Origin of the sequence: Paucibacter hankyongi (assembly GCF_037482915.1) — a bacterium.
Classification (GTDB): Bacteria; Pseudomonadota; Gammaproteobacteria; order Burkholderiales; family Burkholderiaceae_C; genus Paucibacter_A; species Paucibacter_A hankyongi.
Genome location: NZ_JBBHJX010000024.1, coordinates 1 through 20,515 on the forward strand (window position 1 = coordinate 1; position 20,515 = coordinate 20,515).

The 20,515-nt window shown below is 65.2% G+C and carries 22 protein-coding genes and 1 riboswitch; of the genes, 20 read left to right on the plus strand and 2 right to left on the minus strand.

The features are described from left to right. Positions 1-271 precede the first annotated feature (271 nt). The 20 genes from pth to WG899_RS21140 all read left to right on the plus strand — a co-directional run bounded on the left by pth (position 272) and on the right by WG899_RS21140 (position 19,599). Positions 272-940, plus strand: a complete 669-nt coding sequence (gene pth / locus WG899_RS21045; protein WP_339597624.1) for an aminoacyl-tRNA hydrolase — start codon at positions 272-274, stop codon at positions 938-940. Continuing rightward, entirely contained in the window at positions 937-1,440 is a 504-nt protein-coding gene (locus WG899_RS21050; protein ID WP_339597625.1) for a hypothetical protein, read from the plus strand. The genes pth and WG899_RS21050 overlap by 4 nt, the downstream gene beginning before the upstream one ends. Further along, a riboswitch (cobalamin riboswitch) is annotated at positions 1,437-1,677 on the plus strand. (Overlaps the previous gene by 4 nt.) An 88-nt stretch (positions 1,678-1,765) precedes the next feature. Next, the gene (locus WG899_RS21055; protein ID WP_339597626.1) at positions 1,766-3,709 is read left to right on the plus strand and encodes a TonB-dependent receptor plug domain-containing protein; all 1,944 of its coding nucleotides are present in this window, start codon (positions 1,766-1,768) and stop codon (positions 3,707-3,709) included. A gap of 9 nt (positions 3,710-3,718) precedes the next feature. Continuing rightward, a complete protein-coding gene (gene cobU / locus WG899_RS21060; RefSeq protein ID WP_339597627.1) occupies positions 3,719-4,306 on the plus strand; it encodes a bifunctional adenosylcobinamide kinase/adenosylcobinamide-phosphate guanylyltransferase in 588 nt (195 codons plus the stop codon). Then, entirely contained in the window at positions 4,303-5,208 is a 906-nt protein-coding gene (locus tag WG899_RS21065; protein WP_339597628.1) for an ABC transporter substrate-binding protein, read from the plus strand. The genes cobU and WG899_RS21065 overlap by 4 nt, the downstream gene beginning before the upstream one ends. Then, positions 5,205-6,239, plus strand: a complete 1,035-nt coding sequence (locus WG899_RS21070; RefSeq protein ID WP_444718884.1) for a FecCD family ABC transporter permease — start codon at positions 5,205-5,207, stop codon at positions 6,237-6,239. The genes WG899_RS21065 and WG899_RS21070 overlap by 4 nt, the downstream gene beginning before the upstream one ends. Further along, a complete protein-coding gene (locus WG899_RS21075) occupies positions 6,236-7,126 on the plus strand; it encodes an ABC transporter ATP-binding protein (protein WP_339597629.1) in 891 nt (296 codons plus the stop codon). The genes WG899_RS21070 and WG899_RS21075 overlap by 4 nt, the downstream gene beginning before the upstream one ends. After that, on the plus strand, positions 7,119-8,435 hold the full coding sequence (locus tag WG899_RS21080; protein WP_339597630.1) for a cobyrinic acid a,c-diamide synthase CobB: 1,317 nt from the start codon (positions 7,119-7,121) through the stop codon (positions 8,433-8,435). Before WG899_RS21075 ends, WG899_RS21080 begins: the two co-directional genes overlap by 8 nt. 22 nt (positions 8,436-8,457) lie before the next feature. Beyond that, positions 8,458-9,138, plus strand: a complete 681-nt coding sequence (gene bluB / locus WG899_RS21085; RefSeq protein ID WP_339597631.1) for a 5,6-dimethylbenzimidazole synthase — start codon at positions 8,458-8,460, stop codon at positions 9,136-9,138. Between the two features lie 17 nt (positions 9,139-9,155). Then, complete coding sequence (cobO, locus tag WG899_RS21090) at positions 9,156-9,725, plus strand: cob(I)yrinic acid a,c-diamide adenosyltransferase (protein WP_339597632.1); 570 nt, start codon at positions 9,156-9,158, stop codon at positions 9,723-9,725. A gap of 31 nt (positions 9,726-9,756) precedes the next feature. Continuing rightward, positions 9,757-10,674 carry an adenosylcobinamide-phosphate synthase CbiB gene (gene cbiB, locus WG899_RS21095; RefSeq protein WP_339597633.1) on the plus strand — a complete coding sequence of 306 codons (918 nt, stop codon included), beginning with the start codon at positions 9,757-9,759 and terminating at the stop codon, positions 10,672-10,674. Continuing rightward, positions 10,671-11,672: an aminotransferase class I/II-fold pyridoxal phosphate-dependent enzyme gene (locus WG899_RS21100; RefSeq protein WP_339597634.1), complete on the plus strand. Its 1,002-nt coding sequence runs from the start codon at positions 10,671-10,673 to the stop codon at positions 11,670-11,672. Before cbiB ends, WG899_RS21100 begins: the two co-directional genes overlap by 4 nt. Next, on the plus strand, positions 11,669-13,138 hold the full coding sequence (locus WG899_RS21105; RefSeq protein WP_339597635.1) for a cobyric acid synthase: 1,470 nt from the start codon (positions 11,669-11,671) through the stop codon (positions 13,136-13,138). The genes WG899_RS21100 and WG899_RS21105 overlap by 4 nt, the downstream gene beginning before the upstream one ends. Further along, positions 13,135-13,920 carry an ABC transporter substrate-binding protein gene (locus WG899_RS21110; RefSeq protein WP_339597636.1) on the plus strand — a complete coding sequence of 262 codons (786 nt, stop codon included), beginning with the start codon at positions 13,135-13,137 and terminating at the stop codon, positions 13,918-13,920. The genes WG899_RS21105 and WG899_RS21110 overlap by 4 nt, the downstream gene beginning before the upstream one ends. Positions 13,921-13,935: 15 nt before the next feature. Then, positions 13,936-14,982: a nicotinate-nucleotide--dimethylbenzimidazole phosphoribosyltransferase gene (gene cobT, locus WG899_RS21115; protein ID WP_339597637.1), complete on the plus strand. Its 1,047-nt coding sequence runs from the start codon at positions 13,936-13,938 to the stop codon at positions 14,980-14,982. A 117-nt stretch (positions 14,983-15,099) separates the two neighbouring features. Continuing rightward, a complete protein-coding gene (locus tag WG899_RS21120; protein ID WP_339597638.1) occupies positions 15,100-16,656 on the plus strand; it encodes a DUF3369 domain-containing protein in 1,557 nt (518 codons plus the stop codon). After that, on the plus strand, positions 16,656-17,546 hold the full coding sequence (locus WG899_RS21125; RefSeq protein ID WP_339597639.1) for a sensor histidine kinase: 891 nt from the start codon (positions 16,656-16,658) through the stop codon (positions 17,544-17,546). Before WG899_RS21120 ends, WG899_RS21125 begins: the two co-directional genes overlap by 1 nt. A 61-nt stretch (positions 17,547-17,607) precedes the next feature. Beyond that, positions 17,608-18,450 carry an adenosylcobinamide-GDP ribazoletransferase gene (locus WG899_RS21130; RefSeq protein WP_339597640.1) on the plus strand — a complete coding sequence of 281 codons (843 nt, stop codon included), beginning with the start codon at positions 17,608-17,610 and terminating at the stop codon, positions 18,448-18,450. After that, the gene (locus tag WG899_RS21135) at positions 18,440-18,982 is read left to right on the plus strand and encodes a histidine phosphatase family protein (protein ID WP_339597641.1); all 543 of its coding nucleotides are present in this window, start codon (positions 18,440-18,442) and stop codon (positions 18,980-18,982) included. The genes WG899_RS21130 and WG899_RS21135 overlap by 11 nt, the downstream gene beginning before the upstream one ends. A gap of 62 nt (positions 18,983-19,044) precedes the next feature. Then, positions 19,045-19,599: a DUF2799 domain-containing protein gene (locus WG899_RS21140; RefSeq protein WP_339597642.1), complete on the plus strand. Its 555-nt coding sequence runs from the start codon at positions 19,045-19,047 to the stop codon at positions 19,597-19,599. A gap of 30 nt (positions 19,600-19,629) precedes the next feature. On the opposite strand, the gene WG899_RS21145 is transcribed toward WG899_RS21140, so the two are convergent. After that, on the minus strand, positions 19,630-19,926 hold the full coding sequence (locus WG899_RS21145) for a YciI family protein (RefSeq protein WP_339597643.1): 297 nt from the start codon (positions 19,924-19,926) through the stop codon (positions 19,630-19,632). A gap of 101 nt (positions 19,927-20,027) precedes the next feature. Next, the gene (locus WG899_RS21150; protein WP_339597644.1) at positions 20,028-20,501 is read right to left on the minus strand and encodes an Lrp/AsnC family transcriptional regulator; all 474 of its coding nucleotides are present in this window, start codon (positions 20,499-20,501) and stop codon (positions 20,028-20,030) included. Positions 20,502-20,515: the final 14 nt, after the last annotated feature.

Below are 20,515 nucleotides of genomic sequence, written 5' to 3' on the forward strand. Positions count from 1 at the left end.
ACGCCCAGCCGTCCTGCTCCGGCAGGATCGGCCGTTGAGCAAGAGCAATCGCCGAGGGCGTCGGGGGTACGGTGAAGCGAAGTAAAGGGGGAGGGTCTGGCGCAGCCGGAGCCGGAGGACATGAGCGGAACCGTGCGCCCGATGGCTTCGGCAAGAGGAACACTAAAGTCCGCAAAGTGCCGAATCCAGCCCAACACCCCCCTCGGCTGATGTCCAAACTTTTAGCCTACACGATCATGCCAAGCCCTTTTGCTCCACCTAAACTCCGCACATGATTCGACTTTTTGTTGGCCTGGGCAACCCAGGCCCTGAATATGAAGACACCCGGCATAACGCCGGCTTCTGGTGGATAGACACGCTGGCACGCAAGCTCGGAGCTTCGCTGCAGGTGGAGCGAAACTATTACGGCTTGTGCGCACGCGTCAACAACGCACCCGGCGCCGCGGGGCCGATCTGGCTCTTGCAGCCGATGACCTTCATGAACCTGTCCGGCAAAGCCGTGGCACCACTGGCGCGCTTCTTCAAGATTGCGCCCGAAGAAATTCTCGCCATTCACGATGAACTGGACCTGCTGCCCGGCGAAATGAAGTTCAAACAAGGCGGCGGCAATGGCGGCCATAACGGTTTGAAAGACATGCAAGCGCAACTCGGTTCTGCCAATTTCTGGCGGCTGCGTTTAGGCATTGGCCACCCCGGCATCAAGAGCGAGGTTGCAGGATATGTGCTTCGCAAGCCGCCGCTGAAAGAACGCCAGGATGTGGAGGACTGCATCGCCAAATCGATGGATGCCGTCGAGCTGATGTTGTCTGGCCAAATGGACAAGGCCCTCACCAAAATTCACGCCAAACCGCCGCGGCCTAAGCCGCCCAAGCCTAGCCCTACGGTCGGCGCAAACCTGCCGCCCACCGAGCCCACACAAGTCTCGGACAACGCGAGATGAAGCTCAGGCCTGCCCAATGGCTGCTCATCGGACTGGTTTTGACAGGCTGGGCTCAGCAGCTGGCGGCCAAGACCGAGGCTAGGACAAGCACCGTCTATCGCTGCGGCCCCGAAGGCCGCGACCTGCGCGATTCGCCCTGCCCCAGCAGCTTGCGAGCCAGCGAAATGACGGTGGAGTACCACCAACCCAGCGCAGCGCAAGCGCAAGCAGCCAAAGACCGCGTTGCAGCCGACCTCAAGCGCGCACAGGCCCTGGAGAAAGCACGCCTCAAGCATGAGGCCGAAGCACGCAAGCACCTGAGCACGCCGACCGGCATCGACGGTTTGAAGCCCATTCCTGCTGTCATTGCCGCCAGCAGCCCTAAACCCGCTCAGCCGCCCAAACCACCCAAAGCCCCGCAGGCGCCCAAGCCCGTCAAGAAGTCGACGCAACCGCAGCCCAACAGCTCAGAAGCAACAAAACCGGTACAAGCGCCCAAGGCGGCATCCAGCGGCGGCTAGAATCCCCGGCTGTTGGTGCTCGTGCAAGCATTCATGCTTGTGCAGTTAAACGGGAATCAGGACGGTACGCTTCCACGAAGCAAACCCAACCTGAGCTGTCCCCGCAACGGTAAGTGGACGGATCGCATCTCAGCGTTCCAAGACCTGTCATCGCTCCACTGGCGCTTTTTGTGCGCTGGGAAGGACACAGGGCTCGCCTCCACCAGCCCGGATACCGGCCAACAACGTGGTGCGCTGTGCAGCCTTTTGGGGCTCGCGGCAATCCGTTTCACAGGACTTCAGCGGGTGAGCTGAGTCCTGGTTGTTTTTGGTCCCTGCATTTCTCATGACTTCTTCGATCCGGCGCTCCGTTCGCCCCTCCGCATCCGCGACCTCCTTCGCCGCAGCTCCCTTCACTTTGGCCTTGATTGCCAGCCTGGTTCAGGCATCGGCCCAGGCCCAAACGGTTCAACCCCCTAACAAACTCGACTCGGTGTTCGTCACCGCCACCCGATCCAAGCTCAGTCTGGACCGCGTGTTGGCCGATGTCACCGTGCTGACCCGCGCCGACATCGAACGCCAAGCCTTCGGCGGACTGGCCAACCTGCTGCGCACTGCGGCCTGTTTTGACATCGTTCAGAACGGCGGCCCCGGCACCCAGACTTCGGTCTTCCTGCGCGGCGCCAACACCCAGCACACGCTGGTCTTGGTCGACGGCATCCGCATGGACACACAAAGCGGCTCCGGCGGCGCGTCCTGGGAAACCATTCCGCTGGCGCAGATCGAGCGGGTTGAAGTGTTGCGCGGCGCCGCCAGCGCGGTCTATGGCTCCGACGCCGTCGCCGGCGTGGTGCAGATCTTCACTCGCAAGGGCTCGGGCACACCGTACCTGGAACTCGGCGCCGGTGTGGGTAGCTTGGGCACGGTCAAGGCAGATGCCAGCATCAGCGGCGCGCAAGGCGCGCTCGACTACGCCTTCACCATGGCGACCGAATTCAGCGATGGTTTCAACGCCCGCCCGGTCGCCTTCAACCCCAATGACCCGAGCTATGTGGCCGACCTCGACGGTTGGCGCAGCCACAGCCAGAGCGCCCGCCTCGGCTATGCGATCAATGAGCAGCACCGCGTGCAATTCATGGCCCTGGGCAGCCAGATGAACAGCGCCTATGACGCCAGCAGCAAACCCAAGCCCGGCGTTGACGACCGCAATCTGCGCAACAGCCAGGCGCTCAGTGCCAGCTGGTCGGCCCAATGGTCAGCCGCCCTGCAAAGTGAGCTGAACGTCAGCCAGGCCACCGACCGTTACGAAACCAAACCCAGCGTCTATCTGACCGAGACGCAGGTTCGCAACTATGGCCTCAACAGCAGCCTGAAGCTCGGCCCCGGACAGCTGAACATGGTCTTGGAACGCCGTGAAGACAAGCTGACCAACTCCAGCCTCGTCAGTGGCCCCAGCGCCGACCGCAGCCAGAACGCCATTGGCGCGGCCTACCTGCTAAGCCTGGGCGGCTGGGACGGCCAGGCCCATATCCGCCACGATAAGGACAGCGAGTTCGGCGGCATCACCACCGGCACTCTGGCCACCGGCTATCGCCTGAGCCCCGAATGGCGCGTCTGGGCCAGCGGCGGCACGGCCTTCCACGCGCCCACGCTGTATCAAAGCTTCAGCCAATACGGACCCAAGCCGGGCAGCCCCAAGCTGCAAGCTGAGCGCGGCAAGAGCGCCGAAGTCGGCCTTGAGTTCAAGAGCGGCGTGCATCAACTGGGCTTGACCGTCTATGACAACCAGGTCAAAGACTTGATCAGCTGGGATTCGCAGTTTGTGGCCAACTGCCCGCCCTCCAAGAACCCGCAACCCTGGGACGGCTGCTATGGCAACCTGGCCAAGGTTGAGCTGAAGGGTGTCAGCCTGAAGGGGGGCACCGAGCTGATGGGCCTGCGCCTGTCCGGCAATCTCGACTGGCAGTCGCCCAAAGATGTGAACACCGGCCTGTTCCTGGGTCGTCGCGCGCAAAAGCATGGCGGCCTGCGCATTGACAAGAGCCTGGGTGACTGGACCCTCGGTGGACAGGTCTTGGCCTACGGCTTCCGCTACGATTTCAACGACAACTCGAGCAAGCTGCCCGGCTACGCCCTGCTGAACCTGGACGCACGCTACCAGGTCAACAAGGATCTGGCCCTGCAGGTGAACCTGGACAACAGCTTCAACAAGGAATACCAGACCGCAGGCGGCTATGCACAAGCGCCGCGCACCTTGTTCCTGAGCCTGCGTTTCACGCCTTCGCTCTAAGGCCTAGCCATGCAAAGCGCCGCTCATCATCATTTGATTGTCGGGGGCCAGCGCAGCGGCAAGTCACGCCAGGCCGAGCGCCTGGCGCAAGACTGGCTGCGCAGCAAGGCCGCACACCGCGTGACGGTGCTGGCCACGGCCCAGGCCTTCGACGATGAGATGCGCGCGCGCATTGCCCGCCACCAGGCCGACCGGCCAGCGGGCTTCGACACCGTCGAAGTCCCGCTGAGCCTGTCGCGCGCCTTGCAAGCTAATGCCGCACCTGAGCGGCTCTTGCTGGTGGACTGCCTGACGCTCTGGCTGACCAACTGGTTGATGCCAATGTCGGGTACGCCCGATCTGGCCGGCTGGCAGCGCGAGCTGCAGAGCCTGAACGAGTTGCTGCCGCACCTTCCCTCGCCGGTGTTATTCGTCTCCAACGAGGTCGGCTGGGGCGTCTCACCCATGAGCCGCGAGGCACGTTTTTATGTGGACGAACTGGGACGCTTGAACCAGGCCGTGGCGGCGCGCTGCGCGCAGCTGACGCTGATGGTGGCCGGCCAAGCCTGGACGCGCGCGGTTGAAGCCAGGCCCGAGTCTGAAGAGGCTTATCCATGAAGTTGAACACCATGACCCTGATTCAACAAAGCCTGGCCTGGCTGGCTTGCGGCCTGCTAGCCACGGCAGCCGCAGCGCAAGGCCGGGTCGAAATCAAGGACGATCTGGGCCAAACCACGCAGTGGGCCAAACCACCGCACCGCATCGTCACCCTGCTGCCCTCGCTGACCGAAACCATCTGCGAACTCGGCGCCTGCGACAGGCTGGTGGGCGTGGATCGCTACTCGAACTTCCCCGCCCAGGTGAACCGGCTGCCCAAACTCGGCGGCCTGGATGACACCCAGATTGAGACCGTCGTCTCGCTCAAGCCCGATGTGGTCTTGGTGGCGCCCTCCTCGCGCGTCAGCGACCGGCTGCGCGGCCTGGGCCTGACCGTGGTCACCTTGGAGACCAAGTCCTACGCCGATGTGCAGCGTGTATTGGACAAACTGGGGCAGTTGCTGCAGATCAGCGACGCCCAGGCGATTTGGCGACGCATCGATGCCACCGTCGGCGCCGCCGCGCAGAGCATTCCAGCGCAGGCGCGCGGCACCTTGGTGTACTACGAGGTGGACCGCTCGCCCTATGCCGCCGGCCCGGTCTCCTTCATGGGCGAAACCATGGCCCGGCTGGGCGCGCGCAACATCATCACGCCCGAGATGGGCCCCTTCCCCAAGATCAGCCCGGAGTACGTGGTGCGCGCCAAGCCACAGCTGATCATGATCGGTCGGCGCAATGTCGAGGGCCTGTATCAGCGCCCCGGCTGGGACCGAATTCCGGCCATCGCCAACAAGCGTGTCTGCGTCTTCGACGCCGAGCAGAGCGATGTGATGTCAAGACCTGGCCCCCGCATGGGCGAGGCGGCCCAGATCATGGCGCGCTGCCTGCGCGAAATGGGCACTGGAGTCCCGGCCAAACCATGATGAACGGCCACAGCCCCGTCGCCATGGCCAGCGCCGGCCGCTTGCAGGCCTGGCCGCTGCTGGCTGGGCTGCTCCTGAGCAGTGTCTTGCTGCTGATGCTGGGCGTGGCCGTGGGCAGCACCGGCCTGGCCTTCAACTGGGTGGTCGTGGATGCGGCGATGGCCGACCAGATCCTCTGGCAGATCCGCCTGCCGCGCTCGGCCGGGGCCTGGATGGCCGGCGCCCTGCTCGGCCTCGCCGGCGCCATCACCCAAGGTCTGTTCCGCAACCCGCTGGCCGACCCCTATCTGCTGGGCAGCGCCGCCGGCGCGCGGCTCGGCGTGGCGATCGCGCTGGCTCTGCTGGGCGGCTCACCGCTGGGCATGGCCTGGCTGGAGCGGCTAGGCCTGACCGGTGCGGCCTTCCTCGGTACGCTGGCCGGCGTGTCGCTGGCGCTCTTGATGGCGCGCGGCGTCGAGCACACGCTGCGCCTGCTGCTGGCCGGTGTGGTGGTCGGCGTGGTGCTGGGCGCCATCACCGACCTGATCAATCTGACCAACCCCGACATCCTGCGCACCATGCAGGCCTTTGTGCTGGGCACCACCGGCTTTCTCGGTTGGAACAGCGTGCTGCTGATGGGGGGCGTCTTGCTGCTGAGCCTGGCCGTGGCCCTGGGCGGCAGCCAGGCACTCGATGCCCTGACGCTGGGCGAATCGACCGCGCAATCGCTGGGGGTGCGCCTGAGCCTGGTGCGGGTGGTGCTGATCCTGGCCTTCGCCCTGGCCACCGGCACCGCCGTGGCGCAGACCGGCATGATCGCTTTTGTCGGCCTGGTGGCACCGCATTTGGTGCGCAATCTCTGCCCGGCACCACATGGCAAGTTGCTGCTGCTGTCGGCCTGCGCCGGCGGCCTGCTCTTGCTAAGCGCCGACATCTTGTCCCGCTGGCTGATTGCGCCGCAAGAGCTGCCGGTCGGCGTCATCACCGCGATTTTGGGCGGCGGCTATCTGCTGCGACTGATGCACAGACAACGCGGCCGGAGGAGCTCATGAGCCGTCACCCAAAGCAACACACCGAGGTCGGCGCCAGCGCCGCCCTGCGCTGCCATGAGCTCAGCGCAAGCCTGCAAGGCCAGCCGGTACTGCACCGCATCGCACTGGAATTACCCCGCTCGCGATGGACCGCGATCGTCGGCCCCAATGGCGCCGGCAAGTCCACCCTGCTGCGCGCGCTCACCGGCCTGATCCCCAGCCTGGGCCAGATCGAACTGCTGGACCGGCCCTTGCAGGCTTGGTCAAACAAGGCCAGAGCCCGTGCATTGGCCTGGTTAGGCCAGAACGAGGCCAGCGGCGACGACCTGAGCGCCGAAGACGTGGTGATGCTGGGGCGCCTGCCGCACAGGGCCTGGTTGGCGCCCCCCGCCGCCAGCGACCACGCCGCGGTGGGCCAGGCCATGCGACAAACGCAGTGCTGGGACTGGCGCCACCGCTCGTTGGGCCAACTCTCCGGTGGCGAGCGTCAGCGCGTGCTGCTCGCCCGCGCGCTGGCCGTGCAGGCCCAGGTACTGATGATGGACGAACCGCTCGCCCATCTGGACCCACCGCACCAGGCCGACTGGTTGCAAATCGTGCGCGGCGAAGTGGCGCAAGGCCGCAGCGTCATCAGCGTGCTGCATGAACTCAATATCGCGCTGCAGGCCGACTGGCTGGTCATCATGAGCCAAGGGCGTGTGCGCCACTGCGGCGCGCCGGCCGAGGCCGCCACCCGCGAGGCCTTGCAAGAGGTCTTCGACCAACGCCTGCAACTGATCGAATTGCAGGGCCAATGGCTGGCCTTGCCCGGTGCCCCTGCGCCCTCGGCATCGGCAGCCACCCCCACTCAACAGCCGGCCGCCAGCGCCAGCAATGTCCTGCCCCTGAAAGCCCGCCACCATGACTGAATGCCAGGCCCTGCTGATCAGCGCCCCCTCCTCAGGCTCAGGCAAGACCAGCGTCACCGCCGCCATCGCCCGCTGGCAGCGCAGGCTAGGCCGGCGCGTGCGCGTCTTCAAGACCGGTCCCGACTACCTGGACCCAATGATTCTGGAGCGCGCCAGCGGCCACCCGGTCTACCAGCTGGACCTCTTCATGGGCGGGCTGGACCATTGCCGCGCCCTGCTGGCCGAAGCCGCCGCCAGCGCCGACCTGATCCTGGTCGAAGGTGTGATGGGCCTGTTCGACGGCGACCCCAGCAGTGCCGACCTGGCCGCCGCTTTTGGCCTGCCGGTGCTGGCCGTCATTGACGCCTCGGCCATGGCCCAGACCTTCGCCGCGCTGGCCACCGGCTTGCAACGCTTCCGCCCCGATGTGAAGGTCTGCGGCGTGATCGCCAACCGGGTCGGCAGCGTGTCACACGGCAAGATGGTGGCCCAGGGCCTGCCGCCCGAGTTGCCGCTGGTGGCCGCGCTGCCGCGCGATGCCAACCTGAGCCTGCCTGAGCGCCATCTGGGTTTGGTCCAAGCCGTGGAGTTGCCCGCACTGGATGCGCAGCTGGACGCCTGGGCGGAGCATTTCGCGCAAGCGCTGGAGCCCGACTTTGAGTTTCCACAGGTGAGCTTTGAAAGCGCCGGCACGCCCTATGCCGAGGCCGACCCGCGCGCCCTGGCCGGCCGGCGCATCGCGGTGGCCCAAGATGCCGCCTTCAGCTTCATCTACCCCGCCAATCTGGACTGCCTGCGGGCGCAGGGTGCCGAGTTGCTGTTCTTCTCTCCATTGAAGGGCCAGGTCTTGCCCGACTGCGACGCGCTCTGGCTGCCCGGCGGCTACCCCGAGCTGCACGCGCAAACCTTGCGCCAGCATCCCAGTTTCTTTGCCGATCTGCGCCGACACTTGGCCGCGCGCAAGCCGCTGCTGGCCGAATGCGGCGGCATGCTGTGCCTGCTCGATCAATTGATCGATACCGAAGGCCAGGCGCAGACCATGGCAGGGATGATGCCCGGCACGGCTCGCATGCAAAGCAAACTGGCCGCACTCGGTTTGCAAGCCATCAGCTGGCCGGAAGGGCCGCTGCGCGGCCACAGCTTTCACTACTCAACGCTGGGCACACCGCTGCAGCCGATTGCCACGGCCGAGAACCCGAATGCCGGCCGCACCGCCGAGGCGCTCTACCAGCAGGGTTCGCTGCGGGCGAGCTATATCCATCATTACTTTGCGTCCAACCCGGCCGCGGTGGCCGCCTTCTTTGCGCAGCCAGCGGCTGTGCCCGCCTGAGCGCGTGCGTTGAGAGAATTCCATGTCGCATCGGCCTCAACACCTGTTCAGCCCGGACGAGCGCGCCAGCTTTTACGAGCTTGTGGCGCTGCGGCGTGACACCCGGCATTTCAAGGCCGGGGGCCGGGTCGAGCCCGAGCAGTTGCAACGCCTGCTGCAAGCCGCGCACCAAGCCCCCTCGGTGGGGCTGAGCCAGCCATGGCGACTGCTGCGCATCACAGAACCCAGCCTGCGACAGGCCCTGGCGCAAGCCGTCGAACGAGAACGTCAGGCCACGGCCCAAGCCTTGGGGCCGCGCAGCGAAGAGTTTTTGCGCCTCAAGGTCGAGGGCATGAATGACTGCGCCGAGTTGCTGGCCATTGTGCTGGCGCCCGATGACGGCACGCTGTTCGGCCGCCGCACCATGCCGCGCGACATGAGCCTGGCCTCGGTCGGCTGCGTGGTGCAAAACCTCTGGCTGGCGGCCCGAGCCGAGAACCTGGGCCTGGGCTGGGTGTCGATGTTTGAGCCCGCCGAAGTGGCCGCCCTGCTGCGCCTGCCGGCCGGCGCACAAGCGCTGGGCCTGTTCTGTCTGGGCCCGGTGGACGCCTTCTATCCCGCACCGATGCTGGAGCTGGAAGGCTGGCGCCAGTCTCGCCCCTTGGATGAAATGATTTACACCGACCGTTGGCCCGAGCAAGACTCAGCCGCCGACAAGACCTGACCCCGCAAAGAATCGCCATGGAAATTGAAAAGCCCCCCGTTGACCGCGAACGAGTCATCCCCACCGCCGAGCGCCGCGGCCTGATCCTGGTCCACACCGGCGACGGCAAGGGCAAGAGCACGGCCGCCTTTGGCCTGGCGCTGCGCGCGCACGGCCGCGGCAAGGCCGTCAAGATCTATCAATTCATGAAGGTGCCGAGCGCCCGCTTCGGCGAGCACCGCATGTTCGAGCAGCTCGGCGTACCCATCGAAGGCCTGGGCGATGGCTTCAGCTGGAAGAGCAAGGACCTGGAACACAGCGCCCAGCTGGCCCGCGATGGCTGGGCGCGCGCGGCCGCGACGATTGCCGCCGGCGAGCATTTCCTGGTGGTGCTGGACGAGATCATGTACCCGCTGCGCTATGGCTGGCTGCCGCTGGAGCCGGTGCTGCAAGCCTTGCGCGAGCGGCCGGCCCATGTGCATGTGGTGCTGACCGGACGTAACGCGCCGGACGAGCTGATTGAGTTGGCCGACACCGTCACCGAGATGACGCTGGTCAAGCATCACTTCAAGGCGGGCGTGCCGGCACAGCGCGGCATTGAAGATTGAAGGTGTAGCCCTGATTGCATTACTGCTCCCGTTGGCGCTGGGTATCGCCCTGCTGCTGGATCGTCTGCTGGGCGAGCCGCCGGTCTGGTGTCACCCGGTCGTCGGCATGGGGCGCTATCTGGATTTTTTCGGCGCGAGGCTGAGCGCCATGCCGCCGGCCCAGGCCTTGATGGGCGGAGGCTTGGTCTGGCTCTTTGGCGCGCTCCTGTCGGTCGCATTGGCGATGAGCTTAGAACTGGCGCTCATCTACGGACTACAACCTTGGTCCTCCTGGTCGGCCCTGCTCGGCTGTGCGCTCTTGCTGGGCCTCTTGCTGAAGCCGCTCTTGGCCTGGGCCATGTTGGTCGATGAGGTGCTTGCCGTGGAGCGCGCACTCGGTGAGTCCTTGACCGCCGGGCGCGCACAGTTGGCCCGCCTGGTCAGCCGCGACACTTCTGGACTGGACGCGACCGCCGTGCGCGAGGCGGCGATTGAAACGCTGGCCGAGAACCTGAATGACTCGGTGGTCGCGCCGCTGTTCTGGTTCGCCATCGCCGGCCTGCCGGGTGCGGCGCTCTACCGTTTTGCCAACACCGCCGATGCGATGTGGGGTTACCGCGATCACCGCGAATGGTCCGGCAAGTGGGCCGCGCGTGCCGACGATGTCTTGTCTTGGATTCCGGCACGCATCACCGCCTTGGCGCTGATGGGCCTGCGCCCGCATGCGCTGCTGCGCCTGGCCACCGAGGCAGCTCGCACGCCCTCGCCCAATAGCGGCTGGCCGATGGCGGCCATGGCGCTGCGCCTGAATCTGCGGCTGGCCAAGCCGGGGGTCTATGCCCTCAATGCCGAAGGCGGCGCAGCGCAAGGCGCCGATCTCTTGCGGGCCGCAAGCCTGGCCCGGCGCGCCATGCTGGGCGTGGCGCTCTTGCTGGCGCTCGCGGCGCTAGGAATGAGGTTGCCCGCATGAGCGGCCTCATTCATGGCGGCAGCGACTCCGGCCCAGTTGTGCTGCACGACTTCTCGACCAATGCCAACCCGCTGCCACCGCCGAGCTCGCTCGTCGAGGCGCTGCAAGCCGCCGACCGGCGCCGCTATCCCGATCCTCAGTACAGCGTCTTGCGAGCACAGCTGGCGGCCGCGCATCAGCTGAAGCCCGCGCAGGTCCTGCCAGCGGCCGGCGGCGCCGAGGCGATACGGCGCATCAGTCTGGCCGCTCATCTGTTGGGCGTGCGCGAGGTCTGGGTGCCAGATCCCGGCTTTGGCGACTATGCGGCGGCCGCAATGGCCCTGGGTTTGCCGCTGCGCCGCTATGCCGATGCGGCGCAGCTGCTCGAAACGCTCCAATCCGATGCCTTGGTCTGGATCTGCGAGCCCTGCAATCCCACCGGCGCCAGCCTCGGCAGCGAAGCGCTCAACGCCATCAGCGCGCGCGCCGCGTTGACCGTGATCGATCGCGCCTACGAAGCGCTGCGCCTGAGCGGCACGACTCCCCTCATCCCCAGCCGCTGCTGGCAGCTGCATTGCCCGAACAAAGCACTGGGCCATACCGGCGTAAGGGCAGCCTATTTGCTGGCCCCCTCGGACGCCAGCCCCCTCCATCAAAAGCTGCACCAAAAGCTGAACGATCTGGCCTCCAGCTGGGTCTTGTCCGCCGAGGGTCAGGTCTTGCTGCTGCAATGGCAGCGGCCCGAGATCCAAGCCTGGCTGGTCGAGTCGCGCGGGCAACTCAGAAGCTGGGGCCTGCAGCAACGACACATGCTCAGCGACTTAAGCTGGCAGCAAGAGGACAGCTGTACGCCTTTTTGGCTGGCACGCCCGCCCCGGGATTTGCCCGCCATGCAGATCTTGCGCGCACACGGCATCAAGCTGCGCGACGCCACCTCTTTTGGCCTCCCCGGCTGGGTGCGCATCGCCACCCTGCCCCCTTCATCGCAGCTCGCGCTGCAGAAAGTGATCATGCAATGACCGCCAAGGCCGTGATGGTGCTGGGCACGACCAGCGGAGCCGGGAAAAGCTGGCTGGCCACGGCACTTTGCCGCTACTACGCTCGCCAGGGGCTCAAGGTCGCGCCCTACAAGGCGCAGAACATGAGCAATAACGCCCGTGTGGTACCTGGGCTGAACGGGCGCATGGGTGAGATCGGCAGTGCCCAATACTTCCAGGCCCTGGCCGCGCGGCGCACGCCCGAGGTACGCATGAACCCAGTGCTGCTCAAGCCCGAGAAGGACACCGCCTCGCAGGTCATCGTGCTGGGCGAGGTCGACAGCGAGCTGACCCACACACCCTGGCGCGAACGCAGCGAAAAACTCTGGCTGCGCGCCAAGCCGGCTTTGCACCAGCTGATGGCCGAGAACGACGTGGTGGTGATCGAAGGCGCGGGCTCGCCGGCCGAGATCAATCTGCACAGCAGTGACTACGTCAATATGCGCACCGCTTTGGAGGTGAATGCCGCTTGCCTGCTGGTGACCGACATCGACCGCGGCGGTGCATTTGCCCATTTGTTCGGCACCCATCAATTGCTGCCGGCGCATGAGCGCGCTTTGATCAGGGGTTATGTGCTGAACCGCTTTCGCGGTGATGCGAGCCTGTTGGCGCCTGGCCCCGAGCAGCTGCAAGCGCTGACCGGCGTGCCCACCGTGGCGGTGCTACCGATGTGGCGCGGCCACGGCCTGCCGGAAGAAGACGGTGTGTTCGATGACGCGCCCAGCGGCGGTGCAGGACTGCATCTCGCCATCGTCGCCTATCCGCGCTTGTCCAATCTGGACGAGTTCCAGCCGCTGCGCAGCCTGCCCGGTGTGCGCCTCACTTGGGCACGCACGCCGGCCCAATTGAGCGCGGCGGATTGGATCATTCTGCCGGGCTCCAAGGCGGTCGCGGCCGACCTGGCCTGGCTGCGGGCGCAGCAACTCGACCTGGCGATTGCCCAACATGCCGCCGCCGGCAAGCCGGTGCTGGGCATCTGCGGCGGCTTACAAATGCTGGGCGAAAGCTTGCTGGACCCGCACCAGCTGGACGGCAATGCGCCGGGCCTGGGCCTGCTGCCGCTGGTCACGCAGTTTGAGCGCGACAAGCTGCTGCGCCCCTCCCAGGTGCGCTTCGGCGAGTTGGCTGGGCCCTGGGCTGCGCTCAGCCACGTCGAAGCCGAAGGTTATGAAATCCACCATGGCCGCACGATTCAGCATCCCAGCCTGGCGCCTGCTGCCGTCACCTTGCTCAACGACGCTGGCGAGGCGATCGGCTGGCAAGCCGGCTCCGTGCTGGGCTGGTACGCCCACGGTCTGTTTGAACAGGCGCGCGTGATGCAAGCCTTGTTTGGCACCCAGGTGCAGAGTTTGGACAGCGTGTTTGAAGGCTTGGCCGACTACATAGCCACCCACTTCGAGCCTGGCGTCTTGATGGGCTTGCTGAACGAGCAAGGAGCCCAGGCATGACAAGCAAGACACCGCAACGCATCGCCTGCTTGTCCACCGAAGCGGTGGACATCCTCTATCGCCTCGGCGCCCAAGATCATATCGCCGGCATCTCGGGCTACACCGTCTACCCGCCCGAGGCGCGACAAGAGAAACCCAAGATCAGCGGTTTCACCAGCATGAAGCTGGAAAAGATCCTGGCGGTAGAGCCGGATCTGGTGGTCGGCTTCTCGGACCTGCAAAAACCGCTCTTGGCCGAATGCGAGGCCGCCGGATTGGCCACGCTGCTTTTTGACCACCGCGACCTGGCCGGCATCCACGCCATGGTCAGGCAGCTCGGCGCCTTGGTGAATCGCCAGAAGCAAGCGGAAGACTTGTGTCAGCAACTGCAGCAAACTCAAGACGAGATTGCCGCCGCCGGCCAACTGCTGCCGCGCCGGCCGCGCGTCTATTTCGAGGAATGGGACGAGCCGATGATTTGCGGCATTGGCTGGGTCAGCGAAATCATCACCCTGGCCGGCGGCCAGGACCTGTTTGCCGAGCAGTCACGTGCCGGTTTTGCCAAACAACGCATCGTCAGCGCCGAGGAAATTTTGGCGCGGCGGCCCGAGCTGATCCTGGGCAGTTGGTGCGGCAAACGCTTTGTACCGGACAAGGTGCTGGCCCGGCCGGGCTTTGCGGAGCTCGGCGCCCGCTTACTGGAAATCAAATCGGCCGATATTTTGGCCCCCGGCCCGACGGCGATTGAGCGCGGCGCCCGCCAAGTGCTGGCCGCCTTTCAAAGCCATTTCAAGCATTCATAAGACAAGAACTTCATCATGCAAGACCTGACCCCGCCCATTCCCCACATCCCACCGATCGACGAGCCGGCGCTGGCCGCCGCCCTGCAGCGCCGCATCGACGGCAAGACCAAACCGCTGGGCGCGCTCGGCCAGTTGGAGACGCTGATGCTGCGCCTGGGCCTAATTCTGGGCAGCGAAACCCCGCAGCTGCGCGAGCCGCAGCTGATGGTGTTTGCCGGCGACCATGGTCTGGCGGCGCGCGGCGTTTCGGCCTACCCCAGCGACGTGACCTGGCAGATGGTGGAGAACTTTCTGGCCGGCGGCGCCGCGGTCAGCGTGCTGGCGCGCCAGCATGGCCTGGCCTTGACGGTCGTCGATGCCGGCGTGGCGCACGACTTTGCGGCCCGCCCCGGTCTGGTCTTGGCCAAAATGGGCCGAGGCACGGCCGACAGTTCGGAGCAAGCGGCGATGAGCGCCGAACAATGCGCCGAGGCCATAGGCCGCGGGCGCCGCATCTTGGCCGATAGCCCCGGCAACGCGCTGCTGATGGGCGAAATGGGCATCGGCAACACCTCCAGCGCGGCCATGCTGCTGGCGCGGCTGCAAAACCTGCCGATCGAACGCTGCGCCGGCCGCGGCACCGGCCTGGACGACGCGGCGCTGACGCGCAAGGTCGACATCCTGAGCGCCGTCTTGCAGCGCCACGCCGAGGCTGTCCAGCCCTTGCAGGCCTTGGCTGCACTGGGCGGCTTCGAGATCGCCATGATGGTGGGCGCGGTGCTGCAAGCGGCGTTAGAGCGTCGTGTCATCGTCGTCGACGGCTTCATCGCCAGCAGCGCGGTGCTGGTGGCGGCCCAGTTGCAACCTGCGGTCTTGCAGCGCTGCGTGTTCGCGCATCGTTCGATGGAAAACGGCCACCGCCTGATGCTGGAAGCCTTGCAGGCCGAACCTTTGCTGGACTTGGGCCTGCGTCTCGGCGAGGGCTCCGGCGCGGCCCTGGCTTGGCCGCTGCTGAGTTCGGCCTGCCGCATCCTGGCCGAAATGGCCAGCTTCGAGTCGGCCGGGGTCAGCCAACAACGGTGAACCCAGGGTAAGTCCCCGCCCGGCCTGCCGAAAAGTTCGCGGCAATCGCTCGTAAGTCTTTGTTTACATCAGCGCCGGGCTGGCCATAATCAGGGTCAGCAAGCATGAGGGCTCCCCATGACAGACTTGGTTTTCGCTGAGGAATTGCCAGACCCGTCGCTCGATGACTCGAGCAACAAAGCGCTCGAGCCTTGGGTGGTGATGATCGTTGACGATGACGTCGCCGTGCACCAAGTCACTCAGCTGGTGATGGCGGACTTCGAGTTCTCGGGGCGCCGGCTGCACTTCCTGGATGCCTACAGCGGCGCCGAGGCCCGCGAGCTGCTGAAAACACGCAAAGACATCGCGCTGATCCTGCTCGATGTGGTGATGGAGTCGGAGCATGCCGGCCTGGACTTGGCGCGCTACATCCGCGAAGAGTTGGAAAACCACCACGTGCGCATCGTGCTGCGTACCGGTCAGCCGGGCCAAGCCCCGGAAGAACATGTCATCAAGACCTATGACATCAACGACTACAAAGAAAAGACCGAGCTGACCAAGCGCAAGCTGATCACGGTCTTTTACGCGGCGCTGCGCAGCTACCGCGACATCATGATCATCGAGCAGTCGCGGCTGGCCTTGCGCCGCTCGATCGATGCGATCACCCGCATCTACGATTCGCAGAACCTGCGCCGCTTTGCCTCCGGGGTCTTGGAGCAAGTGACCCATCTGCTCGGCATTGATGCGCGTGCGCTCTGCGCCAGCCGGATCTCGGCCTATGCGGCTTCGCATATCGAGGGGCGCCTGAAGGTGCTGGCCGCCACGTCGGAGTACTCGCGTCTGCTGGTCGACGACGAGATTTGCAACCTGCCACCCGAAGTCAAAACCGCCCTGGACCGGGCGCTGATCGATCAGGTGGGCTACTTCGACTCACATCATTTTGTCGGTTACTACCGCAGCAGCACCGACAACGAGACCCTGCTCTATATGGCCTTCACCGACCCGGTGGATGCACAGGCGCGCGAGTTGCTAGAGATCTTCTGCGCCAACGTCGCCATCACTTACGAAACGCTGCTCTTGCGCGAGGAGATCCAGGACACGCAGCGCTCCACCGTCTACATCATCGGCGAGGCGGTCGAGCGGCGCTCGAAGGAAACCGGCGCCCATGTGCGCCGCGTCGGCGAACTGTCAGCCCTGCTGGCCGAAACCTCGGGCATGCGTTCGGCCGATGTTGAGTTCATGCGCCAAGCCTCGCCGCTGCACGACGTGGGCAAGATCGGCATTCCCGACCGGGTGCTGAACAAGCCCGGCAAGCTCGAACCCGAGGAATGGGAAATCATGAAGGGCCATGCCCGGATTGGTTTCGAACTCTTGAGCAAGTCCGACAAGCGCATCTTGCAGTTGGGCGCCATCATTGCCCACGAGCACCACGAGCGCTGGGACGGCGCCGGCTACCCGCGCGGCCTGATCGGCGAGCAGATCAATATTGCCGGGCGCATCGTGGCGCTGGCCGACGTGCTGGATGCCTTGGTCAGCAAGCGCTGCTACAAGGAGCCCTGGAACTTTGAAGCCGCGCTGGCCTATGTGAACGAGCAGGCTGGCCTTCAGTTCGACCCCGGCCTGGTCAAACAATTGATGGACAACCTGGATGCGGTGAAGGCGATTTACCAGCGCTATCCAGACACGTTCGAGTGATGAGCAACGACCGCGTCAATTCCCCTTCCGCCGCCGCAGACTGCGCAGATACCCAAGACATCCAGCTGCAGTTGGAGGGGCTGCGTGAAGCGCTTGCGCTGGCCACGAAGCGCCTGATGGAGCAGGAAAAACTGGCCGCTTTGGGCGGCTTTGTGGCGGGCTTTACCCATGAGATCAACACCCCGATTGGCATCGCCGTGACGGCGGCCTCGGGCATGGAGGAGTTTGCCCGCAGCCTCAAACGCAAGCTGAGCGGCGAAAAGGTCAGCCGGGTTGAGTTGCTGGCCTTGGCCGACAACCTGGAAAGCGGCGCAAGCCTGGTCAATAGCAACCTTGACCGCGCGGCCGGGCTGATCTCCAGCTTCAAGATGTTGGCCGTGGACCAGGGCAATGAAGAAGAATCACGACTGGATTTGCGCGACTACTTGCGACAGGTCATCACCGCCCACCAGCCGGTCTTGCGTGGGGCGCAAACCAAGGTCGAACTCGATGCCCCCGAGCCGCTGCGCGTGACGCTGGCCGCCGGGCTGTTCTCGCAGATCATCTCGAACCTGATCGTCAACACCTTGACGCACGCGTTTGACGAACCCGTCGAAGCTTCGCTGGAAGAAGAGCCCCCCGCGCAGTTGCAGCGTCAGATTGACATCGCCCTGCACGCCGAAGGCGGGCAATTGCATCTGCACTTTGGCGACAACGGTCGCGGCGTCAGCCCCGAAGTGGCGCGCCGGCTGTTTGAGCCCTACTTCACCACACGGCGCGGCCGGGGTGGTTCAGGTCTTGGGCTGCACATCGTCAACTCGCTGTGCCAGCGCATGGGCGGCAGCATCAGCATTGACCCGCACCACCAGCCTGGCCTGGGCTTTCTGATCGAGTTGCCGCTGCGCCCCTGAACGCCGAGCGTTGCTCGGGGCAGAATCCGGGGCGCCCGCCTATTTCGAGACATTTCGGCCCATGACGGCCCATCCCGGTTTTCGCCCGCCAATCCTCCTTCTCTCCATGAGCGTCTTGCTGCACGAAATTCGCCTGTTCTTCATTGCGCTGCAGTTCTTCAGCCGCTGCCCTATTCCTGCCTGGGTGGGTTTTGAAGCCGCTTGGCTGCAGCAATGCGCACGCCACTTCCCGGCCGTGGGTCTGTGTGTCGGCGCCTTTGCCGGCTTGGTCTTGTGGGGCGCGCTCTGGATCTGGCCGCCTGCCGTGGCGGTTGGCTTAAGCATGGCGGCCAGCGTCTGGATGACCGGCGGCTTCCATGAAGACGGCTGGGCCGACAGCTGCGACGGCCTGGGCGGCAGCGTCAGCCGCGCTCGCTCGCTCGAGATCATGAAAGACTCGCGCATCGGCAGCTACGGCGCCCTGGGTCTGATTCTGATGCTGGGCCTGAAGGCCAGCACCTTGCTGAGTCTGGCGGAGAGCGACCCCGAACTGGCGGCACTGTTGACCGTCTTTGCCCATGCGGCCTCGCGTGCGGCGCCGGTGTGGCTGATGCACAGCCTGCCCTATGCCGGCGATGCCGATCACGCCAAGGCCAAACCGCTGGCGACGCAGGCCAACGGCCTGACCTTGACGGTCGCCTTCGGCTGGGTCATCGCCGCGGCCACGGTGCTGCTGAGTCTGCAAAACCAGTTGCTGCCCAGTCTCTTGGCGGCCTTGCTGGTCGCCGCCGGGCTAACGCTTTATATGCAGGGCTGGCTGGACCGTCGCCTGGGCGGCTACACCGGCGACAACCTCGGCGCCACCCAGCAAGTGGTGGAGCTGGGCCTGCTGCTCAGCTTTCTGGCGCTCTTGAATGTCTTCTGAAGCCCGGCTCTGGGTGTGGCGACACCCTCGGCCCGAAGCGGCAGTGGGCCGCTGCATCGGTGCCGGCAGCGATTTGCCGGTGCACTGGCGTCGCGCCAAGCGATTGGCCCGCAAGATCCAGCAGACTGCGCGCCGAGAGCGCTTGCCGCATATCGTCTACAGCTCCCCGCTGCGCCGCTGCGCCAGTGTTGCGGCCTGGCTGAAGGCCTGGGGTTGGCGGCAGCACATAGACCCGGCCCTGCTGGAGCTGAACTTTGGTCGATGGGATGGACTGGCCTGGTCGGCCATTGCCAAAGCCGAGGTCGATGCCTGGGTAGAAGACTTTGCCCAGCATGCGCCCGGTGGCGGCGAGTCACTGGCCCAACTGCTGGAACGCGCCGGCCCTTGGCAGCTTAGCGCAGGGCACGGCGTGGTGATCAGCCACGGGGGCTGGATGCTGGCGAGGCGTTGGCTCGCCGAACAAGGCCAGCAGACACCCACGGCAGCCCGTTGGCCCAAGCCGCCACGTTACGGAGAAATGTGGCGGTTGTGACTTCTCTGTCGAGTTGAAAGGGGCCGGAAGTGACTGAAAGGCTCTTGCGCTAGCATTGGCCCATGAAGTACGCGTCCAAATTTTCCATCTTGCGGCTCGGCACCTGGGTCTTGATCCTGGGGCTGTTCAGCGGCTGCGCCAGCATGAGCGAGTCGCAATGCCAGCAAGCCGACTGGCGCGCCAGAGGCCTGGCCGACGGCCGCGCTGGTCACAGCGCGACACGCATCAACGACCATGTGGACGCCTGCAGCAAAGCCGGCATCACGCCCGACCACCGCAGTTGGACGCAAGGCTGGGAAGACGGTATTCGCAGCTATTGCACCGCCAATAACGGTTGGCAAGAAGGCTCACGCAACCAGATCTATATGGGCGGCTGCCGTGGGCAGACGGGAGAAGACGCGTTCCTGAACCACTATCGCCTGGGTCAACAGTTGTATGGCTTGCTGCAACAGGTTCAGCGCAATGATGTGGAATCGAAGCGCCTAGAGCAAGTGCTGCGTGATGCGAAGACGGACGAAGATCGCAGCCGCGTGCGCGAACAACTGCGCCGCATTGACTACGACCAGCTGCGCCTGCGCGCCCTGATCACCGGCATGCACTTGATGGCGCCCCGATGAGGGCTCGCCGATAAGAGTTCGCGCGCCCTTTTAGATCAAGGCTTTGCGCTCGCCATTGGCCTTAGACCAATGCAAGATCTCATAGCTTTGGCGCAAGCCGGCCGTGTAAAAAGGGTCTGTCTTCAGCAGGGTCTCCAGCTGCGCCTTTGATTCGGCATGGGCCACCCACAGCCCGCCCTTGGGCGTTTGTTCGGGTTCATGGCGCAGTGAGCCGCCGACGGGGATCACATCGCGGTGCGTTTCGAGCCACTCGATATGGGCCTGCAAATGGGCGGCCCGCACAGCCGCTTGGTCTGGCTTGTCGGTGAAGATCACGGCAAATAGCATGGTTCTCTCTTGGGCTTGTCAGAAGTCCGTCGAATTTTGCCGGCACGGACCACCCCACAGCCAGTGGCAGTCGTCACGATGGCCGGGCCCAGATACCACCGCTACTCGGGTCGATCCAGCTTCTTGCTCAACAAAATGGTCGAGACGGTATCGACCACGCCCTTGATGGCGCGGATGCGGTCCAGCAGGGCATCCAACTCCTCGGTGGACTCGGTGGTCAGCATGGCGCAGAGATCAAAGCGGCCGCTGACGGCGTAAAGCTGGTGAATCTCATGCCGGCGCGTCAACTCGCGCGCCACCTCGGGCTCCAGCTTGGAGTCGACCGAAATCAGCACCATGGCTCGAATGCCGGGAGCAGCACGCTTGGCCGCCATGCTGATGGTGTAGCCGGTGATGTGTCCGTCATCCTCCAGCGCCTTCAGGCGCAATTGCACCGTGCTGCGCGCGCAGCCCAAGGCCTTGGCCAACTTGACCACCGGCAGCCGGGCGTTGACACGCAAGAGTTCGAGCAACTGCCGATCCAGTTCGTCCGGCGCGCCGGCTGAGGTCGACGCTGCAGCCGTGGGATTGGTCATCGGCTTGGCCAAGA

What these genes read in the sequence shown, in the direction of transcription:
- pth (WP_339597624.1), top strand. Translation starts at nt 272, where the DNA reads ATGATTCGACTTTTTGTTGGCCTGGGCAACCCAGGCCCTGAATATGAA.
- WG899_RS21050 (WP_339597625.1), top strand. Translation starts at nt 937, where the DNA reads ATGAAGCTCAGGCCTGCCCAATGGCTGCTCATCGGACTGGTTTTGACA.
- WG899_RS21055 (WP_339597626.1), top strand. Translation starts at nt 1,766, where the DNA reads ATGACTTCTTCGATCCGGCGCTCCGTTCGCCCCTCCGCATCCGCGACC.
- cobU (WP_339597627.1), top strand. Translation starts at nt 3,719, where the DNA reads ATGCAAAGCGCCGCTCATCATCATTTGATTGTCGGGGGCCAGCGCAGC.
- WG899_RS21065 (WP_339597628.1), top strand. Translation starts at nt 4,303, where the DNA reads ATGAAGTTGAACACCATGACCCTGATTCAACAAAGCCTGGCCTGGCTG.
- WG899_RS21070 (WP_444718884.1), top strand. Translation starts at nt 5,205, where the DNA reads ATGATGAACGGCCACAGCCCCGTCGCCATGGCCAGCGCCGGCCGCTTG.
- WG899_RS21075 (WP_339597629.1), top strand. Translation starts at nt 6,236, where the DNA reads ATGAGCCGTCACCCAAAGCAACACACCGAGGTCGGCGCCAGCGCCGCC.
- WG899_RS21080 (WP_339597630.1), top strand. Translation starts at nt 7,119, where the DNA reads ATGACTGAATGCCAGGCCCTGCTGATCAGCGCCCCCTCCTCAGGCTCA.
- bluB (WP_339597631.1), top strand. Translation starts at nt 8,458, where the DNA reads ATGTCGCATCGGCCTCAACACCTGTTCAGCCCGGACGAGCGCGCCAGC.
- cobO (WP_339597632.1), top strand. Translation starts at nt 9,156, where the DNA reads ATGGAAATTGAAAAGCCCCCCGTTGACCGCGAACGAGTCATCCCCACC.
- WG899_RS21100 (WP_339597634.1), top strand. Translation starts at nt 10,671, where the DNA reads ATGAGCGGCCTCATTCATGGCGGCAGCGACTCCGGCCCAGTTGTGCTG.
- WG899_RS21105 (WP_339597635.1), top strand. Translation starts at nt 11,669, where the DNA reads ATGACCGCCAAGGCCGTGATGGTGCTGGGCACGACCAGCGGAGCCGGG.
- WG899_RS21110 (WP_339597636.1), top strand. Translation starts at nt 13,135, where the DNA reads ATGACAAGCAAGACACCGCAACGCATCGCCTGCTTGTCCACCGAAGCG.
- cobT (WP_339597637.1), top strand. Translation starts at nt 13,936, where the DNA reads ATGCAAGACCTGACCCCGCCCATTCCCCACATCCCACCGATCGACGAG.
- WG899_RS21120 (WP_339597638.1), top strand. Translation starts at nt 15,100, where the DNA reads ATGACAGACTTGGTTTTCGCTGAGGAATTGCCAGACCCGTCGCTCGAT.
- WG899_RS21125 (WP_339597639.1), top strand. Translation starts at nt 16,656, where the DNA reads ATGAGCAACGACCGCGTCAATTCCCCTTCCGCCGCCGCAGACTGCGCA.
- WG899_RS21130 (WP_339597640.1), top strand. Translation starts at nt 17,608, where the DNA reads ATGACGGCCCATCCCGGTTTTCGCCCGCCAATCCTCCTTCTCTCCATG.
- WG899_RS21135 (WP_339597641.1), top strand. Translation starts at nt 18,440, where the DNA reads ATGTCTTCTGAAGCCCGGCTCTGGGTGTGGCGACACCCTCGGCCCGAA.
- WG899_RS21140 (WP_339597642.1), top strand. Translation starts at nt 19,045, where the DNA reads ATGAAGTACGCGTCCAAATTTTCCATCTTGCGGCTCGGCACCTGGGTC.
- WG899_RS21145 (WP_339597643.1), bottom strand. Translation starts at nt 19,926, where the DNA reads ATGCTATTTGCCGTGATCTTCACCGACAAGCCAGACCAAGCGGCTGTG.
- WG899_RS21150 (WP_339597644.1), bottom strand. Translation starts at nt 20,501, where the DNA reads ATGACCAATCCCACGGCTGCAGCGTCGACCTCAGCCGGCGCGCCGGAC.